The sequence below is a fragment of the Acrocarpospora pleiomorpha genome (assembly GCF_009687885.1).
In the GTDB taxonomy this organism is placed as follows: Bacteria; Actinomycetota; Actinomycetes; order Streptosporangiales; family Streptosporangiaceae; genus Acrocarpospora; species Acrocarpospora pleiomorpha.
In genome coordinates this window covers 121,955-143,245 of the sequence record NZ_BLAF01000020.1, presented here as the reverse complement: position 1 = coordinate 143,245, position 21,291 = coordinate 121,955, and the positions used below count along the sequence as shown (strand labels likewise).

Genomic DNA, 21,291 nt, shown 5'->3' with positions numbered 1-21,291 from the left:
AATGTGAAAGCTGTCGCCAAATGCGCGCGTGGCAGTGATCTCTCCGCGAATACCCTCACTCGGCTAGGGGTCACCCCTCGCATTAATTTTCACCTGACCATCGGGCGGGAATATATCGTCTATGCGATGCTGCTATCCAATACTGGGTTGAATTTCCTCGTGATGGAGGACAACGGGCTTCCGCGCTGGAAAGCAATCGAACTATTCGATGTGATCGACGGAAAGATTCCACCCCATTGGGAGTTTCTGAGCCTTGAGGACCAGGGTCAATACCAGCAAGTCTTCGCACTATGGGCCTATCCGGCTATGATTCAAAACCGGGATCATTTCGACGCGCTGGCAGAAGGAGAAGGATGGGCTTTGGCTGAGTTCAAGAACGAGGTGGACAGCAGGCTTGGCACGTAACGGAAGACCGCGGACACGGCCACTGCCGCGACGATCGCAGACAACTCGCTGGCTCTGATGTCTGGGTCGGATACAGGATCCATTCGCCTTCGTACTCGACCTCAAGGAGGCCACCGCATGAAACTCAACTTGCCGTAGCGGTTACGGCCGCTCCGCGGAATTCTGGGAGTATCGGCACATGTCTGAGCGGGTGGCGGTTGGTGCCTCCCAGGAGATTCCGCCTTCGGAGTGGGGGCGGCGAACGGCGGTGGGGCCGTGGATATTCGCCTTGGTCGTCGGGCTGATGGTGGTCCTGCTGTGAACCGGCTGGCGCAGAGCATGATCCTGGTGTTGCTGGGCGGGGCGGTGTTGCGGATCACGACGCTGTCCACCACGTACCTGAACTACGTGAAGCCGGGGTTCCGGCCGTTCCTGATCGCGGCGGGCGCGCTCGGCGCGTTCTCCGCCAAGTCGGAGGAGGCTCCAGCCCAGCCGCCGGTCGCCGAACTCGACGTCTTTAAAGCGCTTCCCGCCGGGAAGGTCAACGACATGACCATCGGCGGCCATTCTGGACGCCGCCATGCCGCCGGAGAACACCTGGGTCGAGGTGACGGGCACCTGGCGGGTGCCCAAATCCGGCAGGCTCTCGGCCGGGACCGTCGCCCCCGAACTGGATGGCATCTCGGTCACCGAGATCCCGCAACCGGTCGAACCCTACGAATGACCCGGCAGCCCAAGTAGAGGGCGAAGGAGATGGTCGTGACGTACGGGCTGATCGGGATGCTGCTGCCCAGGGCGAGCAGGATGCCGCCGACCACCGAGGTGACGGCGAACAGGACGCTGAGCAGCGTGACCAGGACCGGCGCGGCGGTGACCCGCATGGCCGCTGCGGCGGGGGTGACCAGCAGGGCCAGGACCAGTAGGGCGCCGACGACCTGGATGGAGACGGCTACCGAGAGGCCGAGGAGCAGCATGAAGATGGGTGACAGGATGCGGACGGGAACGCCTCTGGCGGCGGCGACCTCGGGGTCGAGGCTGGCGAAGACCAGAGGGCGCCACACCACGGCGAGGCCGAGCAGGACTACGGCGGAGGTGCCGACCAGCCAGCTCATCTGGACGGTGTCCACGGCCACGATCTGGCCGGTGAGCAGGCCGAACTTGTTCGCGGCTCGGCCTTTGTAGAGGGCCAGGAACAGCACGCCGAGACCGAGGCCGAAGGGCATGAGCACTCCGATGACCGAATTGCGATCCCTCGCTCGTACGCCTAACGCGCCGATGATCAGCGCCGCGACGATCGATCCGGCGAGGGAACCCGCGGCGACGTTCACGCCGATCAGGAGTGCCGCCGAGGCGCCCGCGAAGGACAGTTCGGCGATGCCGTGTACGGCGAAGGCGAGGTCGCGCATCATGACGAAGGTGCCGATGACGCCGCCGACCAGCCCCAGGACGGCTCCGGCGATCAGCGAGTTGCGGACCAGGACCAGGAGTTCGCCGTAGTTGTCGAAGTTGAAGAGCTGTTGCCAGATGTCGCCGGTCATGCCGAGGGTTCTCCGCCGTGGTCGTGGGAACCAGGGGCGCCGACGACCACGAGTCTGCCGTTGACGTGGAGCACGTCGACGGGGCTTCCGTACAGGCCGGACAGGCTCGCGGAGGTCATGACCTCCGCCGGGGTGCCGAAACGGAACCGGCCCTCGGCGAGGTAGAGCACGCGGTCCGCCATCTCCAGGATGGGGTTGATCTCGTGGGTGACGAACACCACGGTGGTGCCGTGGGTGAGCCGCCGGTCGTTGACCAGGCCGGCGACCACCTTCTGATGGTGCAGGTCCAGCGACAGCAAGGGCTCGTCGCAGAGCAGGAGGGCGGGGTCGGTGGCCAGGGCCTGCGCGACGCGGAGCCGCTGCAGCTCGCCGCCCGAGAGCAGGGCGAGCGGGCGATCCGCGAACGCCGTGGCGCCTACCGCTTCCAGCAGTTCGTCCACCTGGCGGCGGACGTTTCCGATGGGCAGGCCCCAGCGGTGGCCGTCCAGGCCCAGCCGGATCAGGTCGCGGCCACGCAAGGGAGTTTGCGGAGCTACCGCCCGATGTTGCGGAATGTAGCCGAGCAGCGGACTGCCCCGGCGGGGCGGCCGCCCCTCGATCAGCAGGGTGCCCGCGGTCAGGCTCTGCTGCCCGAGGAGCACGCGCAGGAAGCTGGTCTTGCCCGAGCCGTTCGGGCCGAGGACGGCGATGAACTCGCCCCGGCCCAGCTCCAGGTCCAGGCCCTGCCACAGGATCCGGTCGCCGAAGGCGAGCTCCGCGCCGCTGAGGCTGATCACCGTGTCAGTGCCGAGTGCGGTGGCCGTCATGGGATGAGGGCGGCCTGAAGGGCGTCGAGGGTGGCCGTCATCCAGGCGATGTAGTCCTTGCCTTCCGGCAGGGTCTCGGTGACCGGGACCACCGCGACGCCGTTGTCGGTCGCCGCCTTCTTCAGCTGCTCGGTCTGCGGGCCGCTGGTCTGCTCGTTGTAGACCAGGGCCTCCACCTTCTTGCCGGTGAACAGGGCGATCGTCTCGGCCAGGACCTGCGGGGAGACGTCGTCGCCTTCCTCGATGGCCTCGCTGAACTCCTCGGGGGTGAGGTTCTTGAGCCCGGCGGCCTCCAGCAGGTAGACCGGGACCGGCTCGGTGATCGCCACGGCGGTGCCGCCCGCCTGGGTTGCGATCGTGGCCGTGCGGTCCTCCAGGGGCTTGAGCTTCTGCTTGAACGCCTCGGCGTTTGCGGTGAAGGCGGCGGCGGAGGCGGGGTCGGCCTTGGCCAGGGCGGCAGAGATCTGATCGGCGATCTTGGCCACGGACGGCAGGTCGTACCAGACGTGCTCGTTGAGCTCCCCGCCGGCGGGGGCCGTCCGGCCCGAGACGGTGACGGCGTTGACGACCTCGACGGCGGTGTTGCCGCTGGCCTTGAGCATGGTGTCGACGAAGTCGTCGTAGCCGCCGCCGTTCTCCACCACCACCTTCGCCTTGGAGAGGGCGAGCTGGTTCTGGGTGTTGGCCTCGTAGGAATGCGGGTCCTGACCGGGGTCGGAGATGATCGAGGTCACCTGGACCCTATCCCCGCCCACCTGCTGGACGATGTCGCCGTACACGTTGGTGGAGGCGACGACGGTGATGGGCTCGGCAGACGCGGCGGAGGGCGCGGCGGAGGTTCCGGTCGTGGCCGCCGGAGTGGTGGTGCCGCCGCATGCGGCGAGCAGCAGAGCAAGGGTACAGAGGGCGGCAGAGCGCAGGGGATGCATGCCGGACCTTCCTAGATCAGTAACGGTTTTCATTCCAACCTGGTGCTTTCGTGGACAACCATGTAGAAAACGAAAACCATTGTCAAGCTGTGATGGTGACCGACATGCCCGAAATATTGCGATGGCACGCCCAGCTCAGCGGGGCCGGCGTGCGAGCAACTAGGAAACGCGTGCTGGTACTGGAGGTGCTCATCGCCGAACCCCGCCCGATCACCGCCCGGCAGATACACGCCGAACTGCTCAACCAAGGCGAGCCGATCGGCCTGACCACCGTGTACCGCGCCGTGTCCTCCCTCGTCGACGCCGGCCTCGTACACGCCTTCACCCAGGCCGGCGAGGCGACCTACCGTGTCTGCGGCACCGCCCGCCACCACCATCTGATCTGCCGATCCTGTGGCCTGGTCCTGGAACAGACGGCCGAGCCCCGCACAGACGGCTTCGAGGTCGAGGCGGTGTACGGCGTCTGCGCCCCCTGCGCGCAACGAGCGCTACCGGAGCAGCAGCGCGACCAGCCACACCGTCCCCAGAAGCGCCCCTGACGGGCCAAAGCCGTTGCTGCCGGGGCGGGGTCCGCGAGGCTTGCACGCTTGGCTGTACGCGGCTGTGTACGCCGACGCCGAAGGTTAGCCGGGCGGTTCTGCCTGCCGCTCCGGCCGCCAGATCCAACTGGCCCAGCCGCGCTCGCGCATCAGGTCCAGCAGGCGCTCCACCCGCGGGTCGGACTCGACGGCAAGTGCGTCCAGAAGGTCAAACGGTAGATGGTCGTGCGTCATCTCGCCGAGGTCGGTCTCGCCGGAGGTGGCTGCCTGCTCGGCCAGGCCGGCGGCCATGAGGTCGGCGACTTCCTCCAGACGCGGGTCGTCGCCTGCGTCGCTTTCCGACATCTCCGACAGGACCCGATAGAGCCAGACGACTCGCGGGTCATCGAGCTGCGCGAATTTCCCGGGCATGACCTCGCGGATGGAATCGGGCCAGCGAGCCGCAACCAGGATCCACCCGTCCCGCTCGCCCTCCACCACTCGCTCTGACACCCCGATCTCCCGAAGCCGATCGAGATAGGCGACCACCTCCGGCGGGAGCGCCAGACTGTCTCCGGCAGCGAGCTGCGCGATCTGCTTGCGGCTGGCCTCAAGCCGTTCGATCTCCTCGCCCAGGTGGCTGTCGATCCTTTGGACCGCTTCGGCGAAGGTCGATGCGTCGGCTCCGAGCATCTGACCGATCTGAGACAGCGGCACGCCGGCGTTGGCGAGGGTGCGGATCTTGATGAGGGACACGACTGCCGTCGCGCCATACCGCCGGTACCCCGCAGCATCCCGCTCCGGCTCGGGCAGGAGTCCGATCTGGTGATAGTGCCGGACCGCCCGTACCGTGACGCCGGCATACGCCGCCAGTTGACCGATCGTCAGCATGCTCTGATCCTGCCCTCAACTTGCCCAGACCCTGTCCCACCCGGCTCAGGAGATCCTGCGACGGTAGGAGATGTTGGCGAAGATGTAGGCGACGATGAGGATGCCGACGCACCAGGCGAGGGCGATCCAGATGTCGGTGCCGACCGGCTGCTGGGTGAACAGGTCGCGGAGGGCGTTGACGATGGAGGTCACCGGCTGATGTTCGGCGAAGGCGCGCACGGGGCCGGGCATGGTGTCGGTGGGCACGAAGGCCGAGCTGAGGAACGGCAGGAAGATGAGCGGGTAGGAGAACGCGCTCGCGCCGTCCACGGATTTCGCGGTGAGGCCGGGGATGACGGCGATCCACGTCAACGCCAGGGTGAACAGGATCAGGATGCCGGCGACCGCGAGCCACGCCGGCACTCCCGCCGCCGAGCGGAAGCCCATGAGCAGGGCGACGAGCACGACGACCACGAGCGAGATCAGATTGGCGATTAGCGAGGTCAGCACGTGCGCCCACAGCACGGACGAGCGTGCGATCGGCATGGACTGGAATCGCTCGAAGATCCCGCCCTGCATGTCCGCGAAGAGCCGGAATGCGGTGTAGGAGATGCCCGAGGCGATCGTGATGAGCAGGATGCCGGGCAGCATGTAGTTCACATATGAATCCGACCCTGTGTTGATCGCACCGCCGAACACGTAGACGAACATCAGCATCATGGCGATCGGCGTGATCGCGGTCGTGATGATCGTGTCCAGGCTGCGTGTGACGTGACGCATGGTCCGTCCTGTGAGGACGGCGGTGTCACCTAAGAGATGCGTGGCCATTGTTGTTCCTTACTTCTTGTTCGACCTGGTCGTGCGGTCTTGGCTGCCCTTATCGGCGTCGCCGACGACCGCGAAGAAGACGTCTTCGAGAGAGGGCTGCTTCTCGACGTATTCGACCTTGGCGGGCGGCAGCAGCTGTTTGAGCTCGGCCAGGGTGCCGTTGACGATGATCCGACCCTGGTGGAGGATCGCGATCCGGTCGGCGAGCTGTTCGGCCTCGTCCAGATACTGCGTCGTGAGCAGCGCGGTCGTGCCGCCCTCGGCGAGCTCCTTGACGGCCTGCCACACCTCGATGCGCGCCTCCGGGTCCAGCCCGGCCGTCGGCTCGTCGAGGAAGATGACCGGCGGATTCCCGATGAGACTCATCGCGATGTCCAGGCGGCGGCGCATGCCACCGGAGTACGTCGCTACCCTCCGGGTGCCCGCGTCGGTCAGCGAGAAGCGCCTCAGTAGGTCATCCGCGATCGCGCCCGGGGCCTTGAGGTGCCTCAGCCTGGCGATCAGGACGAGGTTCTCCCGCCCGCTGAGGATCTCGTCGACGGCCGCGAACTGCCCGGTGAGACTGATGGACTCGCGTACGTCGGCGGCCTGCGTGGCGACATCGAAGCCGTTGACTCGGGCAGTCCCCGCGTCGGCTTTGAGCAGCGTGGACAGGATTTTCACGGCCGTGGTCTTGCCCGCCCCGTTGGAGCCGAGCAGGGCGAAGATGCTGCCCCGCGCCACCTCGAAGTCCACGCCGCGCAGCACCCGCAGCTCCTTGTACGACTTCTCCAGGCCCCGCACGTGGATCGCAGGCCCTTGGACCTGATTGGTTGTTGGAGGGATGCTCATGACCGCCAGCATGGAGGGTTGACGCAGCGTCAGGGTCAAGTCCGCAGGGCAGCTTCGACATCGCCACACCGACCCGAGTCCTGCGCACCATGCTGGCCACCCTCGCTCCTGACCGGCACCGCACACGAGGAGTGACCTCTCCTTGTGGCTGGGCGGATTGTGAGGTTGTGGACACGCCCTATTGACGCGCAGGTCACCGGCACCTAGCATCACCCTAATCGTTTAGGAAAGCAGGGCCTGAGCGAGAGCGGTCCCGCGAACCTAATCGTTTAGGAGGTCCTTGGTGGCACGGAAGCCAACTCTTCGTGACGTGAGCCGGGCGGCGGGACTGTCGGTCTACACGGTGTCCCGCGCCCTCAGCAACGGCGACGACGTGTCCGCGGCGAGCCGGGAGCTGGTGCTGAAGGTCGCGCGCGAGCTTGGCTATGTGCCCAACCGGGCGGCGCAGGAGCTGCGCAAGAACACGCGCAGCTCGGTCGCGGTGGTCACCGCCAGCACCTCCAACTACTACTACATCGACCTGATGAAGGGCATCCAGCGCACGTTGCGCCAGTCCGACCGGACCGCGATCGTGGCCGACATCGCGGCCGAGGGCGTCTACACGCCCGAGCTGGAGGACGCGACCATCCAGGACCTGATCCAGTCACGCACCGCCGGAGTGATCGCCACCCTCACGCTCGCTCCGCACAACATGAAACTGCTCGAAGACTGGGACATCCCCGTCGTCTTCGTGGACTCGATCCCGCACGAGTCGGCGACCCGGGTCCCGAGCATCACGACCGACAACTTCTCCGCGAGCATGAAGGTCGGCGCCCACCTGGGTGAGCACCACTACAGCGACTGGCTGTTCCTGGTCTACCCGGCGCGCTGGTCCACCCGCGCGGAGCGCGAGCGCGGCATCCGCGCGGCGGCGCTGAAGTACGGCGCCGATATCGAGGTGTTAGAAAGTGAAAACGATGTTGAGTCCGCCTACGCCACGCTGACGGCCTACCTGGACGCCCCTGGCCGCGCCCTGCCCCGGGCCATCGTCGCGGGCAACAACCCGATGCTGCACGGAGCCCTGCGCGTGCTGCGCGCCAGAGGTGTGCGGATACCGGACGAGGTCGCGGTCGTCGCCTTCGACGAGTTCGCCTGGGCCGAGCTGCTGGATCCCCCGCTGACCGTGCTGAACGAGGACAGCGAGACCATCGGCGTCATCGCGGCGCAGACGCTCACGCGGATCGTCGACGACCAGATCAAGGCCGAGCTGCGGGGTGACCCTTCCGCCCCGGTCTACCGGCCAGAAGACCGCCGCCAGCTCAGCTCCGATCTCGTCGTCAGGAGATCGTGCGGCTGCTGACCCGCACCCCCGGACCGTACGCGATCACCCCCTGACAGTCCGCTCCCCCACCGCGGGGGCGGCTCACGATGCCACCTGCCCTCTCACCATGACCGATGGTGATCATCCCGCTACCGGTCCCGCGCGCCTTTGTCATGCAAGAGGAGAGATTCGAAATGCAGTTCACCCCCCGATGCCGCCACACGCTCGCCGCTACCACCGCCGCCGTCGCGATGCTGGGCCTCACCGCCTGTACGTCCGGCGACACCGAGGCCGGCGAGACCCCGCAGAAGATCGAGCAGATCGGCCTGATGGTCCAGGACATGTCAAACCCGTTCTTCTCCGCCATGGACAAGGGCGCCAAAGAGGCCGCCGCGAAGATCGGGGCCACCGAGAACACCCAGGACGCGCAGCTCGACCTGGCCAACCAGAACAACCAGATCGACGCGTTCATCCAGCAGGGCGTCGACCTGATCGTGATCAGCGCCGTGGACGAGAACGGCATCGAGCCCGCGATCGCCCGCGCCAAGCAGGCCGGCGTCATCGTCATCGCCGTCGACACCCCGGCCAAGGGCGCGGACGCCGTCATCATGACCGACGCCGTGCAGGCAGGCGAGAAGTCGTGCGACTACCTGTTCAAGGAGATGGCCGGCCAGGGCAACGTCCTGCTCGTGGACGGCACGCCGATCCAGACGATCCGCGACCGCATCGCCGGGTGCAAGAACGTGCTGAAGAACTATCCGGGCATCAAGGTCGTGGGCCAGCAGGCGTCCAAGAACGACCGCGCCTCAGGGCTGGCCGTCACCACGGACATGCTGACCGCCTCCCCGGACGTCCAGGGCATCTTCGGCATGAACGACCCCTCCGCGCTGGGCGCCGTCCTGGCGGTGGAGCAGGCGGGCAAGTCCACGCAGGTGAAGGTCACCGGCGTGGACGGCAGCCCGGAGGCCGTGGCCGAGCTGGGCCGCTCGGGCTCGCCCTTCATCGGCACCGCCACCCAGAACCCGGCCGAGATGGTACGCCGTGCCGTGCAGGTGGCGCAGGACATCATCGCCAAGAAGCCGCCGGCGCAGCAGACCATTCTCATCCCGAGCGAGCTCGTCACCCGCGACAACGTCAATGAGTACCAGGGCTGGTAGTGGCGCGATGAGCGTACCCGGCGTACGGCCGCTGCTGCGGCTGGAGGGCGTGACCAAGCGCTTCGGCTCCACGCTCGCGCTCGACGGCGTGGACTTCGACCTGCGCGCCGGCGAGATCCACGCCCTGATGGGCGAGAACGGCGCCGGGAAGTCCACGCTGATGAAGATCCTCGCGGGGAACATCCAGCGCGACTCGGGCCGGATCCTGCTGGACGGCGCGGAGGTCGAGATCCGCGCCCCCGCCGAGGCGAAGGCGCACGGCATCGCGATCATCCACCAGGAGCTGAACACGGTACCGGCGATGACGGTCGCGGAGAACCTGGCGCTCGGCCGGGAACCGCGCAACCGGTACGGCGCCCTCGACCGGCGGGCGATGCTCGATTCCGCCCACGAGAAGCTCGCGCGGATCGGGGCGGGGATCGACCCGCGCCGCAAGCTGGGCGAGCTGAGCGTCGGCATGCAGCAGCTGGTGGAGATCGCCCGCGCGGTCAGCGAGGACGCGCGGATCCTGGTGCTCGACGAGCCCACCGCGGCGCTCTCCCGGGGCGAGGCCCTGCACCTGTATGACGTCATCGAGGAGATGCGCGCGGCGGGCGCCGCCCTGGTCTACATCTCCCACCGGATGGAGGAGGTCTGGCGGCTCGCGGACCGGGTGACCGTCTTCCGTGACGGCAGGTACGTCGCGACCCGGGACCGGGCCGAGATCGCCCCTTCCGACGTCGTGTCCATGATGGTGGGCCGCGACCTCGACGACCTCTACCACCGAGGGCCGCGTACGCCGGGCGAGGTCGTGCTCGACGTACGCGACCTGACCGACGGCGGCCGGGTCGGGCCCGTCAGCCTCCAGGTGCGGGCCGGCGAGGTGGTCTGCCTGGCCGGGCTGGTGGGCGCCGGCCGCACCGAGGTAGCCCGGATGATCTTCGGCGCGGACCGGGCCCTCGGCGGCACGGTGGCCGTCAACGGCGCCCCCGTCACCGCGACCGGCCCCAGGCGGGCGATCGCGGCGGGAATCGCCATGGTCCCCGAGAGCCGCAAGGAGCAGGCGCTGTTCCTCGACCACTCGGTGGAGGACAACATCGCACTCGGCTCGCTGGAGCGCTTCGGCGGTGCCGGCGTGCTCAGGCGCGGCCGCATCCGGGGCGCGGTCAGGGACCAGATGCGCCGGCTCCGGCTGCGCCTGTCCGCCCTGGGCCGGCCGGCCGGGGAGCTGTCCGGCGGCAACCAGCAGAAGGCGGTGCTCGCGCGCTGGCTCCTGCGGGACGCGGACGTGCTGATCCTGGACGAGCCGACCCGGGGCGTCGACATCGGCGCCAAGAGCGAGATCTACGAGATCGTCGCCGAGCTGGCGGCGGCCGGCAAGGCCGTGCTGGTCGTCTCGTCCGACCTGCCGGAGGCCATCGGCATCAGCGACCGGATCCTCGTCATGCGCGAGGGCCGCGTCGTGCGCGAGCTGGACTCGCGCACCGCGACCGAACAGGACGTGATGCTCCACGCCACGGGAACCCTGGCGCGGACGGCTGGAGGACCGAATGACTGATCACACGATCGCCGGCGAGCGCCACGAGAGCGCGTGGCGTGACGGCGGGCCGGAGCGCGGGCCGGGATTCGCGTACTGGTGGGACCGGCTGGGCATCGTCGCCGTCCTGATCGTGCTGGTGGCGCTGATGGCCGTGATCGCCCCCAATTTCGCCACCGTCGACAACCTGCTCAACATCGCGCGGTCGATCTCCATCAACGCGATCCTGGCCGCGGGCATGACCTTCGTCATCCTCACCGCCGGCATCGACCTGTCGGTGGGCTCGATCGTGGCCGTGTCGGGGGTCGTGGCGGTCCTGTCCGCCGTGGCGGACGTCCCGGCGCCGCTCGCCATCGTGGCCGGGGTCCTGGCCGGGGCGGTGGCGGGGCTGCTGAACGGGCTGCTCACGTCGTACCTGGCGCTCGCCGCGTTCATCGTCACCCTGGGCACGATGACCTGCCTGCGCGGGCTGGCGTACACGATGACGGACGGGCAGCCGATTGTGTCCAACACGCTGAACTTCCGCGACATCGGCAACGGCTACATGCTCGGCGTCCCGGTGCCGGTGGTGGTCATGGCCGTCGTCTATCTTGTCGCCTGGTTCCTGCTGGAGCGCACCAGGTACGGCCGGCACGTGTACGCGGTCGGCGGGAACGCCGAGGCCGCCCGGCTCGCGGGGGTGAACGTCCGGCTCGTCACGACCTCGGTGTACGTACTGGCCGGCGCCTGCGCGGGCCTGGCCGGCGTCATCTTCGCCGCGCGCGTGGTGTCGGCGCAACCCACGGCGGGCACCGGATACGAGCTGGACGCCATCGCCGCGGTCGTCCTCGGGGGCACGAGCCTCATGGGCGGGCGCGGCCGGATCCCCGGCACGCTGGTCGGCTCGATCATCCTCGGCGTGCTCAGCACCGGGCTGATCCTGATGAACGTCCCCTTCTTCACCCAGCTGCTCGTCAAGGGCGTCGTCATCATCCTCGCCATCGGGATCGACAGCCTGAAACGGCGCCCGCCGCGCCTGTCCCGATGACCCGCCACTCACCACGTCACCACTCACCAGAAACGAAAGGACGGACCTTGGCTCCGCCTACTGTCGTCGTCAGCGACGTCGTACCAGGTCGCCGCGTGTGCGAACCGGTGATCTTCACCGTCGAGGGAGATCTCGGCGGCGACCTGTGGCTCGCCAGAACCGACGCCGGGGACGAGGTGACCTGCCAGCGGCTCGCCTCCCGGTCCACGCCCGGACGGACCGCCTTCGCCGCCGTCGTCACCTTCGAGAAGCGGGTGGACCTGACCCTGACAGGCCCGGCGGGGGAACCGCGCGGGGGGCAGCGCTACGGCATCCGCGAAGGCCGGACGCGCGAACCGGACGCGTTCGTCCGGCTGGACACGGGCTACTTCGACCTGGAGATGTGCACCGGCACGGCCGGCGGCACCGGCTCCTCCAAGTGGGGGCTGCGCCACTTCGGCGCCGTCGCGGAGGGCGTGGACCTGCTCCCGTCCGGCGACAACGCGATAGGCGGGTTCTACGGGCCGTTCTTCACCCCGGAGAACGGGCTGATCAACCCGCCCGAGCACACCACCGTGGACGTCGAGGTGGTGGAGCGGGGTCCGGTCATGCACCACTACCGGATGCACGGGACCGTGCCCGACGGCCTGCTCGACGAGCTGAAGGGCAAGCGGTTCGCCATCGACTGGATCTTCACGTACGGCACCCCGTACTTCACCCGGGTCTACCACGTGGACGACTTCCAGACCGTAGTCAACGGCAGGTCGATCACCAACAAGATCACGGTCGGCGACGAGTTCGAGGGCGGCAAGGGCGAGCTGCTCTTCGACCGGTTCGCGGCCTATGGCGGCACCCGCTACCGGGCGGGCGACCCGTACGCCGAGGAACTGGTCACCATGGTCGCGGAGACCATGGCAGCCCCCAGGCGCGGCGCCGCGCCGAAGTTCGAGGAGTTCCGGCGGCTGCTGACCGGCGACATGCGGTCCGCGCACTGGGATCTCTACTGGCGCCTGTTCTGCGCCTGGGAGGGGGCGCTGGACGACGAGGAGATCCGGGAGCGTCTCGCCCGCGTACGTGCCGCCGCCCATGTGCGCGCCGACCTGCCGGACCGCGTCTGGACGCTGGCCGGCGAGCCGGTCGAGGTGTCCGCCGTCCCGGACGAGACCATCTTCCCGGGGCCGGCGTCGAAGACGGCGGAGTTCCACACCGGGACGGGCCGGGCGATGGTCTGGTGGACCTCGGCACCGTCGGGCGCCTTCCAGATCGTGCAGCGCCGCCAGTCCGGCTGGGTCAACTGGGGGACCAACGGCGAGAACGAGTGCCCGGAGCTCCCGGTAGGCGTGGAGATCAAGACCGCGTACGGGATGTTCCGCGACACCTGGGCGGACGTCGCCGACCAGCTCGCCACCCCGCCGCAGGTGACACGGGACGCGCGATGATCACCGTCAACTCCCAAAGAACGCGGTGAGTTCCTCGGTGAGGATGGGGGCGGCGACGGTGGCGGCGTGGATGCCGATGACGCTGACGATGGCCAGGACTTCCATGATTTCTTCGGGGGTGGCGCCGTGGCCTAGGGCGTTGCGGATGTGGAGTTTGAGGCCGGGGGCGTACAGGTGGGTGGCGGAGGCGTCGAAGGCGATGTAGACGAATTCTTTGATCTTTGGGGGGAGGGTGCCGGTGGTCCAGGGGACGCTGGAGAAGTCGAGGTAGGCCTCGAAGAGGTCGGGGTCGAGTTCCAGGAGGCCGTCCCAGAAGGTGTGCCAGTAGCCGCGGCGGTCGGTGAAGGACGCCTTCAGTGATTGTCTGCGGTCGTCGAGGGGGGTGGGGGCGGTGCGCAGGCCTTCTTCCTCGAGGACTTCCAGCAGTAGGGGGACGCCGATGTTGGCGGCGTGGATGCCTAGGGTGCTGGTCAGCTCCAGGACTTCCATGATCTCCTCGGCGGTGGCGCCGTGGGAGAGGGCGGCGCGGATGTGCTGGCGAATGCCGGGGGTGTAGAGGTGGGTGGCGGCGGCGTCGGCGGCGATGTAGATGAACTCCTTGACCACGGGGGGCAGGATGTCCCTGCGCCATGGCACGGACGACAGGCGTAGGTAGGACTCCAGGAAGCCGGGGTCGAGCCGCAGGATGCTCTCCCACGCGTCCCCCCATGTGCCCCGAACCCGCGTGAACTCGTCCTTGATCTCCTGCTGGCGTGGCGTGAGCGCCATCGTGTGCCTCTTTCTGTCAGTCCTGTGGTGTCCAGGCGCCGGAGCCGCCGGAGCGGACCACCGTGTTGACGATGAACGCGCCGCCGTCGGCGGACACGACCTCTCCCGTGACGTACGAGGAGTCGTCGCCGAGCAGGAAGGCGACGACGCCGGCGATCTCGTCGGCGGTGCCGAGGCGCCGCATCGGGATGGTGCCGCCGCGCCGCCCCAGGGTGTCGGTCCTGCCGGCGAAGATGGCGGTGGGGATCAGTCCGGGGGCCACGGCGTTCACCCGGATTCCCCGGGGAGCGCCGTACATGGCGGCGCCGTGCACCAGGCCGAGGACGCCGTGCTTGGAGGTCTGGTACGGCAGCTGGTCGTCGGCGCCGCGCAGCGAGGAGATCGACGCGGTGAGGACGACGGCGCCGCCGCTGTCCTGCTCGCGGTAGCGGCGGAAGGCGGCGCGCAGGCCGAGGAAGGGGCCGCGCAGGTTCACCGCGATCACGTGGTCGAAGTCGGCGGGGTCGACGTCGGGCAGGGGCGCCATCGTGCCGAGCACCCCGGCGTTCAGGTGGTGCAGGTCGATCCGGCCGAAGCGGTCCACGGCCGCGCGGATGTAGGACTCCACGCCTTCCTCGGTGGAGACGTCGGCGGCCACCGGTTCCGCCTCCCCCGGCAGCTCGGCCGCCACCCTGGCCGCCGACTCGCCGTCGATGTCGGCCACGACGACGCGCGCCCCCTCCAGGGCGAGCCGCCGCGCGCTCGCGGCGCCTATCCCGCTGCCGCCGCCGGTGACGACGGCGACCTTTCCGGCGAGGTTTCCCATGGCGTGCTCCTTCTCAGGCGATGCGGGCGATCTGGCCGTCCGAAGGGAAGCGGCGCATCACGTCCGGGTCGTGGCCCGCGACGAGCACGCGGCCTGGCTCGGCGGCCAGCTCGCGCAGCAGCTCGTAGGCGCGGTAGGTGCCCTCCAGGTCGGTCAGCCAGGTGAACGGGCGGTCCAGCTCGATCTCCTCGTAGTAGTGGGCGGCGTCGGAGGTGAGGACGGCCTGGCCGGTTTCGGTGGCGATGAGCACGATGAGCTGGCCGGGGGTGTGCCCGCCGACGGGGATCACCTCGATGCCGGGGGCGACGGTCGTTTGCCGGTCCACGAACGTGGCGCGTCCCTGGTCGCGTATCTCGCGCAGGTGGGTCAGGTCGGTGGGCTCCGTCGTGTACGCGAACTGCTGCCGCCGCGCGTACGGCCCGGTCCAGAAGTCGAACTCGGCGCGGCCGATCACGATCTCCGAGTGGGGGAAGCCGGAGAGGTTGCCGATGTGGTCGTAGTGCGCGTGGGTGGCGATGACCTGCGGCGCGCTCTCGGGGAGCACGCCCAGGTCGGCCAGCGCGGCCATCGGCTCGGCGAGTTCGGCGCGCCGTTTCCGTCCGGTACGGCCCGCCGCGCCGTAGCCGGTGTCGATCACGACGGTGTGGTCCTCGTTTCTGGCCACCCAGAAGTAGAAGTCCATGTCGATGGGGGTGTCCGGTTCGCCGTACACGTGGTGGTTGAGGAACATGGCGGCGCGCGAGGTGGTACGGGTGGCGTACCGGATGGCGAGCACCTCGTAGGCGGCGGTCATGGGAAGAGCAGTCCCGCGGCGTTCGCGCCGAGCATGCGGCGGATGTCGCCGGTGGGCAGGCCGGCGTCGAGCAGGCCGCGGGCCCCCCGCCGGAAGAGCGTGACCGGGAGCGGGTTGTGCTTCTGGCCGGAGTCGGAGGACAGCACGGTCCGCTCGGGACCCGCGGCCTTGATGAACGCCAGCAGTTCGGCGAGGTCCCTGCGCCGCTCGGAGCGGCCGAAGTACATCACCAGGCAGTGCTCGATGTGCGCGCCCTGGCGGGCCCACTCCCCGGCCTGCTCGGTGGACGCGCCGACCACGAAACAGGGGTGGTTCACCAGGATGCGGTCCACCCCTTCCTGCTTGGCCGCCGTGATCAGCTTGCTGGTCTCCTCGACGCCCAGGTGGCCGCAGGTCAGCACGGCCCGCTCGCTCGCGATCACCGACAGGATGTCGCGCACCTCGGGCAGCACCGCGCCGTCCTCGCCGAGGATGGAGATCACCTTGTCGGGGCGAAGCGCCATGGTCGGGGTGGGGAAGCCGGTGTCGTGCCCGGCGTGGTGCTCGATGTGCGCGGCCGACGACAGGGTGGGAAACCAGACCACCCGGCCGCCCATGCGCAGGGCCAGCTCGACCGCGTACGGATTGAGACCGCCGACGGAGTTGTTCAGCGCGACGCCGCCGCGCACGACGACGGGCAGCTCGTCCAGCCCGGCCGGACCGAGGGCCAGGATGTCGGTGACCATGCTGTGGTGGTGTGACTTGGCGACGATGGCCTTGAACCCTGCCGCGGCAGCGTCGCGTGCCGCGTCGAGGATGGTCATGCGTCTCGGGAAAGGGCTGGGGCCGGGGTGCTGGTGCAGGTCCACGGCCCCCACGAGCAGGGCGTCGGCCTCCGGGTCGGCGTCGTTCCTGTCGCCGTCCAGCTGGGGGTCGAGCAGGGTCATGCGTTCTCCTCGTTCGGTCTGGTCACCAGGACCTGGTGGGCGGGGTCCCAGTAGGCGGTCACCCCGCTGCCGGGGCGCAGGTCGGCGCCGACGGCGTCGGGCGGGAGCACGGCGCAGCCCGCGGGGCCTTCGCCGTAGTCGAGTTCCACCCGCTGGTGGGTGCCCTGGAAGTAGAGCCCGGCCACGGTGGCGGGCACCTGGTTGGCGTCGGCGGGGACCTCGCCCGGCGTGGTGGCGATGCGCAGCCGCTCGGGGCGTACGACCAGGTCGTACTCCCCCGCGGTGCCGTCGGCGGCCCACTTGTGGCCACCCCACTCGTAGACGCCGCCCGGCAGCGACCGCCCCTCGAAGAGGTTGGACTCGCCCAGGAAGCGGGCCACGAACCGGGTGCCGGGGTTGCGGTAGAGGTCGGCGGGGGTGCCGATCCGCTCGACCCGGCCGTTGTTGAAGACCGCGATGCGGTCGGAGAGCGACATGGCCTCGTCCTGGTCGTGGGTGACGAAGACGAAGGTGAGCTTGAGCTCCTCGTGCAGCCGCTTGATCTCCTGCTGGAGGCTCTGCCTGAGCTTGCGGTCCAGCGCGCTGAGCGGCTCGTCGAGCAGGAGCACGCTGGGCGAGAAGACGACCGCCCTGGCCAGCGCGACGCGCTGCTGCTGCCCGCCGGACAGCTCGTCGGGGCGGCGGCCGCCCATGCCGCTGAGGTCCACCAGCTCGAGCACCTGCTCGACCCGCCGCGCGATCTCGGCTTTGGGCACCTTGCGCTCGCGCAGCGGGAAGGCGATGTTCTGCGTCACCGTCATGTGCGGGAACAGGGCGTAGTTCTGGAAGACCATGCCGAAGTCCCGCTTGTGCGGCGGGAGCGGCGCGATGTCGCGCCCGCCGAGCCGGATGCGGCCCGAGCTGACCTCGGTGAACCCGGCGATCATGTTGAGCGTGGTGGTCTTGCCTGAACCGCTGGGGCCCAGCAGGGTGACGAACTCGCCGGAGGCGATGTCCATGGTCACGTCGTCCACGACGAGCGGGCCTGAGCCGTACCGCTTGGACAGGCCGGTCAGTTCGATCCGGCCGGGGGCGGGAGTGGTCATTTTCCTCTGCTTCCTCGGCGCGCGCCGATCACCTGGGCGAGCAGGATGGGCACGCTGACCACCAGGACCATGAGGCTGGACGCCGCCGAGATGGTCGGGTCGATCTGCACGGTCACGCTGTTGAACATCTGGACGGGGAGGGTGATGGCCGTGGGCGACTGCAGGAACAGCGAGATCACGACCTCGTCGAAGGAGCTGATGAAGGCCAGCACCGCGCCGGAGAGCACGCCCGGCATGGCCAGCGGGAGGGTGATCTTGCGGAAGACCGTGAACGGGGGCGCGCCGAGGCTGCCGCCCGCCTTGCGCAGGGCCGGGTCCATCCCCTGCAGCCGGGCCGTCACCGCGATCACCACGAACGGCAGCGCCAGGGCGGTGTGCGCCAGCGCGATGCCGAACAGGCTGCCGGTCAGGCCGATCCGCAGAAAGGTCGTGAAGATCACCAGGGCGATCAGGATGTTGGGGATGATGATCGGCGACAGCAGGAAGCCGGTGGCGAGCCCCCTGGCGCGCTCGCCCAGCGTGGTCACGCCGATCGCGGCGGCGGTGCCGAGCACGGTGGCGAGCACCGCCGTGATCACCCCCACCTGGAGGGAGTTCACGATCGCGGTGGTCCATTCCGGCGAGGTGAACAGGCGCTCGTACCACTCGAAGGACCAGCCGTCGGGCGGGAACCTGAAGGTCTTGGCCGACGAGAAGCTCATCGGGATGACGACCAGCGTGGGCACGGTCAGGAAGAGCCCGACCAGCACCGCGACGATCTTCAACCAGGGCCGGGCGGTCATCGTTCGTTCCCCCCGACGATCGCGTGGGCCGCGCCGGCCGCGCCGCCTGGCCCGGACAGCCGGCGGCTGGCGGCCAGGACGGCGAGCGTGACGACCAGCATGAAGACGCCCATCGCGCCGCCGCCCCCGAAGTCGAGCAGGTCCCGGGTGCGTACGCTGATCACTTGCGCGATCATGGAACTCTGCGGCGAGCCGAGCAGCGCGGGGGTGACGTAGAAGCCGAGGGCCAGCACGAAGACCAGTGAGGCCCCCGCGGCGACCCCCGGCAGCGAGAGCGGGAAGTACACCTTACGGAACGCGGAGAAGCGGCTCGCCCCCAGGCTCTGCCCGGCCAGCGTCAGCCGCCGGTCGATCTGCTGCATGACGCTGAACATCGGCAGCACCATGAAGGGCAGCAGCACCTGGGTCATCGAGATGGTCACCGCCGTGGTGGTGCCCAGCAGCGTGATGTCCCCCAGCCCGACCAGGCCGAAGACGCCCTGCACCACGCCGCCGTCCTGCATCAGAACCATCCACGCGAAGTTGCGCGCCAGCATGCTGGTCCAGAAGGGCACCAGCACGACCGTGACCATCACGGCCCGCACCGAAGGCCCGGCCAGGGTCATCATGTACGCGTAGGGATAGGCCAGCAGGACCCCGGCCACCGTGACCACCAGCGCGACCAGCAGCGTGCGCCCCAGCACCCGGAGGGTGTAGCCGTCGGTGAAGAGCGAGGCGTAGTTGCCCAGGCCGGGCTCGGGGTCGGTGACGCTGTCCACGACGATGCTGAGCAGCGGCAGCACGAAGAACAGCGTCAGCGCGACCAGGGCGGGCAGCAGGAGCAGCAGGCCCCCGACCCGCCGCCGCCCGGTGGGTGACAGCGTGCGCTTTGGGGGCGCGGCGGTGTCGGCGGCCATCGGCTAGCTGACCTTCCAGCTCGTCCAGCGCTTCACCAGGGCGTCGGTGTTCTCGATCCACCACGGCTTGTCCTGCTCCAGGAGCCGGCCGCGGTCGGGCAGGAAGGCGTTGAAGGCCTTCTGGATGTCGCTGTAGGCGATGGTGGAGATGTCCACGTCCGAGCGCGCGGGGGCGGTGCCGGTCAGCTCGGCGTACGCCTTGGCCTGGGCCGGTTCGGTGACGAAGATGAGGCCCTGCTGGGCGAGGGCCTTGTGCGGCGCGCCCTTGGGGATGACCAGGGCGCCGATGTCGGTGGTGGTGAAGTCCCAGACCGCCTTCAGGTTCGCGCCGCTCTGGGCGGTGACGATGGAGCGGGCGGTCACGGTGATCACCATGGAGCCCTGGCGGTCCACCAGCATCTGCTGGACCGCGCCGTAGCTGGGCGCGAAGACCAGTGACGACTTGATGGTGTCGAGCTTGCGGAACGCCCGGTCGACGTCCAGCGGGTAGATCTTGTCCGGCGGCACCCCGTCGGCGACGAGGGCGGCTTCCAGCAGGCCGTTCTTGGGGTAGTCCTGGACGATGCGCTTGCCGGGGAAGCGCTTCACGTCGAAGAAGTCATCGATCTTGGTGGGGGGATCGTCCTTGTAGTCGTCGGCGTTGTAGCTGAAGACGTTCGCGTACCGGTAGGTGGGCACGAAGCAGTCGTGGGTGGTGCCCGGGGGGAACTTGCTGCGATCCAGGCCGGGGTCGTCGAGTTTCTCGTACAGCTCGCCGCAGTACGCGCCCGCGTAGATCCAGCTCATGTTGGCCAGGTCCCACTGCGTCTTGCCCGACGCGACCATGGCCTTGACCTGGGCTGGGTCGGCGGGGCTGACGTTGACGAACGTGGTGCCCGTCTTGGCGGTGAACGGCTGCTGCAGGGCTTTCTTCTCGTCCTCCTGGAACTGCCCGCCGGTGCTCGCCCAGGTCAGGGTCTTCTCCTCGGCCGTGGACGTGCCGCCGCTCCCGCAGGCCGCCGTGGCGGCGAGGAGCGTACCGGTGATCAGCAGGGAGCGTAGGTGTGTGTGCCTCATATATGTGCCTTTCTGAGTGATGGATCACCGCGCTCCGAGGACGCGCCGGATCCCGGGTTCACCCCCGCCACCCGCTTACCTGAATTAGTCGCCCGCGACTTCGAGCGAAGCCCGCAACGCCTGGGTGATCGCCCGCGAGCCGTCACGCAGGACCATGACGACATCGCTGTCGTCCTCCTCCGGCACCAGTGAGGTCACGCCGACCACGGCCATGGTGGCGACGACCATCCCGTCGGCGTCCCGGACGGGCACGGCGACCGCGCGCACGCCTTCCGAACCGCTGGACCGGATCGCCACGCCGGTCCTGCGCACCTCCTCAAGACCGCCGACCGAATCCTGGGCGAGATCCACCGGCCCTTCGCGGTAGCGGCGGTGGAAGGACTCGTCCTGGAACGCACGGAACACGCAGTCCTGGGCGGTCCCGGGCCGCAGCGTGCTGCCGACCCGGATGACGACGTGCGCGGTGCGGCTGCTGTCCTCGTGCACCTGGGCCACCACCGGGCAGCGGCCGTTCCAGATGCTGAGCACGACGGTGTGCCGGACCCGGATGCTGACCTGCTCCATCACCGGCCGGGCCAGGTTGACCACGCCGAGCCGGGACAGCGCCATCGTGCCGAGCTCGGCGAGCAGGGTGCCAAACTCGTAGCGGTTGCGGCTCCTGCGCTGCAGCAGGCCGTGGTTCTCCATGGAGGCCAGGTAGCGGTGGGCCGTCGACTTGCCGACGCTCAGCTCCTGGGCCGCCGAGACCAGGTCGATGCTCCCGGCCTCGCCGAGCAGCCGCAGCAGCTGCACCACCCGCGCGACCACCTGGATGTCGCCACTGGGAATGTCCAGCCCTTCTTGGGATGCCACCGCGCGGGTCCTCTCGTGTGCTGTCCCGGAGTACGGGGTCAGCCGTCCACTCATCCGATACGCCGGACTGTAGGCCACAGTCTTCGGGGTCCGTCAAGGTTTCCAGCACATTTCATCCATAACAACTTCCGTGATGAAAGGGCCTCTTGACGCAGTTCGCCCGAAATGCCTACGGTCAACCAGATCCCGCTATGCAGGATGGAAAT

The 21,291-nt window shown here is 68.9% G+C and carries 24 protein-coding genes; 9 read left to right on the top strand and 15 right to left on the bottom strand.

Annotated elements, in window-relative coordinates; translation table 11 throughout:
- The first annotated feature begins 3 nt into the window (after window positions 1-3).
- The 3 genes from Aple_RS19655 to Aple_RS56310 all read left to right on the top strand — a co-directional run bounded on the left by Aple_RS19655 (window position 4) and on the right by Aple_RS56310 (window position 1,125).
- Entirely contained in the window at window positions 4-405 is a 402-nt protein-coding gene (locus Aple_RS19655) for a hypothetical protein (RefSeq protein ID WP_155346086.1), read from the top strand.
- Window positions 406-583: 178 nt separating this feature from the next.
- Complete coding sequence (locus Aple_RS55565; RefSeq protein WP_281361581.1) at window positions 584-706, top strand: hypothetical protein; 123 nt, start codon at window positions 584-586, stop codon at window positions 704-706.
- Window positions 703-1,125, top strand: a complete 423-nt coding sequence (locus Aple_RS56310) for a hypothetical protein (RefSeq protein ID WP_155346085.1) — start codon at window positions 703-705, stop codon at window positions 1,123-1,125. The genes Aple_RS55565 and Aple_RS56310 overlap by 4 nt, the downstream gene beginning before the upstream one ends.
- Here the strand turns inward: Aple_RS56310 and Aple_RS19645 are convergent.
- Genes Aple_RS19645 through Aple_RS19635 form a run of 3 tightly spaced genes read right to left on the bottom strand, consistent with a single transcriptional unit; the run spans window position 1,071 to window position 3,657 of the window.
- Window positions 1,071-1,922 (bottom strand): metal ABC transporter permease, encoded by an 852-nt coding sequence (locus tag Aple_RS19645; protein ID WP_155346084.1) that lies wholly within the window; start codon window positions 1,920-1,922, stop codon window positions 1,071-1,073. The genes Aple_RS56310 and Aple_RS19645 overlap by 55 nt on opposite strands.
- Window positions 1,919-2,728, bottom strand: a complete 810-nt coding sequence (locus tag Aple_RS19640; RefSeq protein ID WP_155346083.1) for a metal ABC transporter ATP-binding protein — start codon at window positions 2,726-2,728, stop codon at window positions 1,919-1,921. The genes Aple_RS19645 and Aple_RS19640 overlap by 4 nt, the downstream gene beginning before the upstream one ends.
- Complete coding sequence (locus tag Aple_RS19635) at window positions 2,725-3,657, bottom strand: metal ABC transporter solute-binding protein, Zn/Mn family (protein ID WP_155346082.1); 933 nt, start codon at window positions 3,655-3,657, stop codon at window positions 2,725-2,727. The genes Aple_RS19640 and Aple_RS19635 overlap by 4 nt, the downstream gene beginning before the upstream one ends.
- Before the next feature lie 104 nt (window positions 3,658-3,761).
- Between Aple_RS19635 and Aple_RS19630 the strand changes: the two genes are divergently transcribed.
- Window positions 3,762-4,196 carry a Fur family transcriptional regulator gene (locus Aple_RS19630; protein WP_170321564.1) on the top strand — a complete coding sequence of 145 codons (435 nt, stop codon included), beginning with the start codon at window positions 3,762-3,764 and terminating at the stop codon, window positions 4,194-4,196.
- An 84-nt stretch (window positions 4,197-4,280) separates the two neighbouring features.
- Here the strand turns inward: Aple_RS19630 and Aple_RS19625 are convergent, their stop codons facing one another.
- From Aple_RS19625 to Aple_RS19615, 3 genes are read right to left on the bottom strand one after another with little or no spacing between them, the layout of a single operon-like run.
- Window positions 4,281-5,066 (bottom strand): MerR family transcriptional regulator, encoded by a 786-nt coding sequence (locus tag Aple_RS19625; RefSeq protein WP_155346080.1) that lies wholly within the window; start codon window positions 5,064-5,066, stop codon window positions 4,281-4,283.
- A 45-nt stretch (window positions 5,067-5,111) separates the two neighbouring features.
- The gene (locus Aple_RS19620; protein ID WP_155346079.1) at window positions 5,112-5,873 is read right to left on the bottom strand and encodes an ABC transporter permease; all 762 of its coding nucleotides are present in this window, start codon (window positions 5,871-5,873) and stop codon (window positions 5,112-5,114) included.
- A gap of 9 nt (window positions 5,874-5,882) precedes the next feature.
- The gene (locus Aple_RS19615; RefSeq protein ID WP_218038416.1) at window positions 5,883-6,704 is read right to left on the bottom strand and encodes an ABC transporter ATP-binding protein; all 822 of its coding nucleotides are present in this window, start codon (window positions 6,702-6,704) and stop codon (window positions 5,883-5,885) included.
- A gap of 283 nt (window positions 6,705-6,987) precedes the next feature.
- Here Aple_RS19615 and Aple_RS19610 point away from each other — a divergent pair, with 283 nt between their 5' ends.
- The 5 genes from Aple_RS19610 to Aple_RS19590 all read left to right on the top strand — a co-directional run bounded on the left by Aple_RS19610 (window position 6,988) and on the right by Aple_RS19590 (window position 13,122).
- Window positions 6,988-8,043 (top strand): LacI family DNA-binding transcriptional regulator, encoded by a 1,056-nt coding sequence (locus Aple_RS19610; protein ID WP_155346078.1) that lies wholly within the window; start codon window positions 6,988-6,990, stop codon window positions 8,041-8,043.
- Window positions 8,044-8,198: 155 nt separating this feature from the next.
- Entirely contained in the window at window positions 8,199-9,161 is a 963-nt protein-coding gene (locus Aple_RS19605; RefSeq protein ID WP_218038415.1) for an ABC transporter substrate-binding protein, read from the top strand.
- 7 nt (window positions 9,162-9,168) lie between these two features.
- Window positions 9,169-10,698 (top strand): sugar ABC transporter ATP-binding protein, encoded by a 1,530-nt coding sequence (locus tag Aple_RS19600; RefSeq protein ID WP_155346077.1) that lies wholly within the window; start codon window positions 9,169-9,171, stop codon window positions 10,696-10,698.
- Window positions 10,691-11,704, top strand: coding sequence for an ABC transporter permease subunit (locus Aple_RS19595; RefSeq protein WP_155346076.1), 1,014 nt, complete (start codon window positions 10,691-10,693; stop codon window positions 11,702-11,704). The genes Aple_RS19600 and Aple_RS19595 overlap by 8 nt, the downstream gene beginning before the upstream one ends.
- A gap of 47 nt (window positions 11,705-11,751) precedes the next feature.
- Window positions 11,752-13,122 (top strand): hypothetical protein, encoded by a 1,371-nt coding sequence (locus tag Aple_RS19590; RefSeq protein WP_155346075.1) that lies wholly within the window; start codon window positions 11,752-11,754, stop codon window positions 13,120-13,122.
- 6 nt (window positions 13,123-13,128) lie between these two features.
- Here Aple_RS19590 and Aple_RS19585 read toward each other — a convergent pair whose 3' ends face one another.
- The 9 genes from Aple_RS19585 to Aple_RS19545 all read right to left on the bottom strand — a co-directional run bounded on the left by Aple_RS19585 (window position 13,129) and on the right by Aple_RS19545 (window position 21,085).
- Window positions 13,129-13,890 carry a carboxymuconolactone decarboxylase family protein gene (locus Aple_RS19585; protein WP_155346074.1) on the bottom strand — a complete coding sequence of 254 codons (762 nt, stop codon included), beginning with the start codon at window positions 13,888-13,890 and terminating at the stop codon, window positions 13,129-13,131.
- A gap of 16 nt (window positions 13,891-13,906) precedes the next feature.
- Entirely contained in the window at window positions 13,907-14,695 is a 789-nt protein-coding gene (locus tag Aple_RS19580) for an SDR family NAD(P)-dependent oxidoreductase (RefSeq protein WP_155346073.1), read from the bottom strand.
- Window positions 14,696-14,708: 13 nt separating this feature from the next.
- Window positions 14,709-15,488 carry an N-acyl homoserine lactonase family protein gene (locus Aple_RS19575; RefSeq protein WP_155346072.1) on the bottom strand — a complete coding sequence of 260 codons (780 nt, stop codon included), beginning with the start codon at window positions 15,486-15,488 and terminating at the stop codon, window positions 14,709-14,711.
- Window positions 15,485-16,414 (bottom strand): DUF6282 family protein, encoded by a 930-nt coding sequence (locus tag Aple_RS19570; RefSeq protein WP_218038414.1) that lies wholly within the window; start codon window positions 16,412-16,414, stop codon window positions 15,485-15,487. Before Aple_RS19570 ends, Aple_RS19575 begins: the two co-directional genes overlap by 4 nt.
- A complete protein-coding gene (locus tag Aple_RS19565; RefSeq protein ID WP_155346071.1) occupies window positions 16,411-17,499 on the bottom strand; it encodes an ABC transporter ATP-binding protein in 1,089 nt (362 codons plus the stop codon). Before Aple_RS19565 ends, Aple_RS19570 begins: the two co-directional genes overlap by 4 nt.
- Window positions 17,496-18,281, bottom strand: a complete 786-nt coding sequence (locus Aple_RS19560) for an ABC transporter permease (protein ID WP_155346070.1) — start codon at window positions 18,279-18,281, stop codon at window positions 17,496-17,498. Before Aple_RS19560 ends, Aple_RS19565 begins: the two co-directional genes overlap by 4 nt.
- Entirely contained in the window at window positions 18,278-19,177 is a 900-nt protein-coding gene (locus Aple_RS19555) for an ABC transporter permease (protein ID WP_155346069.1), read from the bottom strand. Before Aple_RS19555 ends, Aple_RS19560 begins: the two co-directional genes overlap by 4 nt.
- Window positions 19,178-19,180: 3 nt before the next feature.
- Complete coding sequence (locus Aple_RS19550) at window positions 19,181-20,233, bottom strand: extracellular solute-binding protein (protein WP_155346068.1); 1,053 nt, start codon at window positions 20,231-20,233, stop codon at window positions 19,181-19,183.
- 84 nt (window positions 20,234-20,317) lie between these two features.
- Window positions 20,318-21,085 (bottom strand): IclR family transcriptional regulator, encoded by a 768-nt coding sequence (locus Aple_RS19545; RefSeq protein WP_170321562.1) that lies wholly within the window; start codon window positions 21,083-21,085, stop codon window positions 20,318-20,320.
- Between the last annotated feature and the right edge of the window lie 206 nt (window positions 21,086-21,291).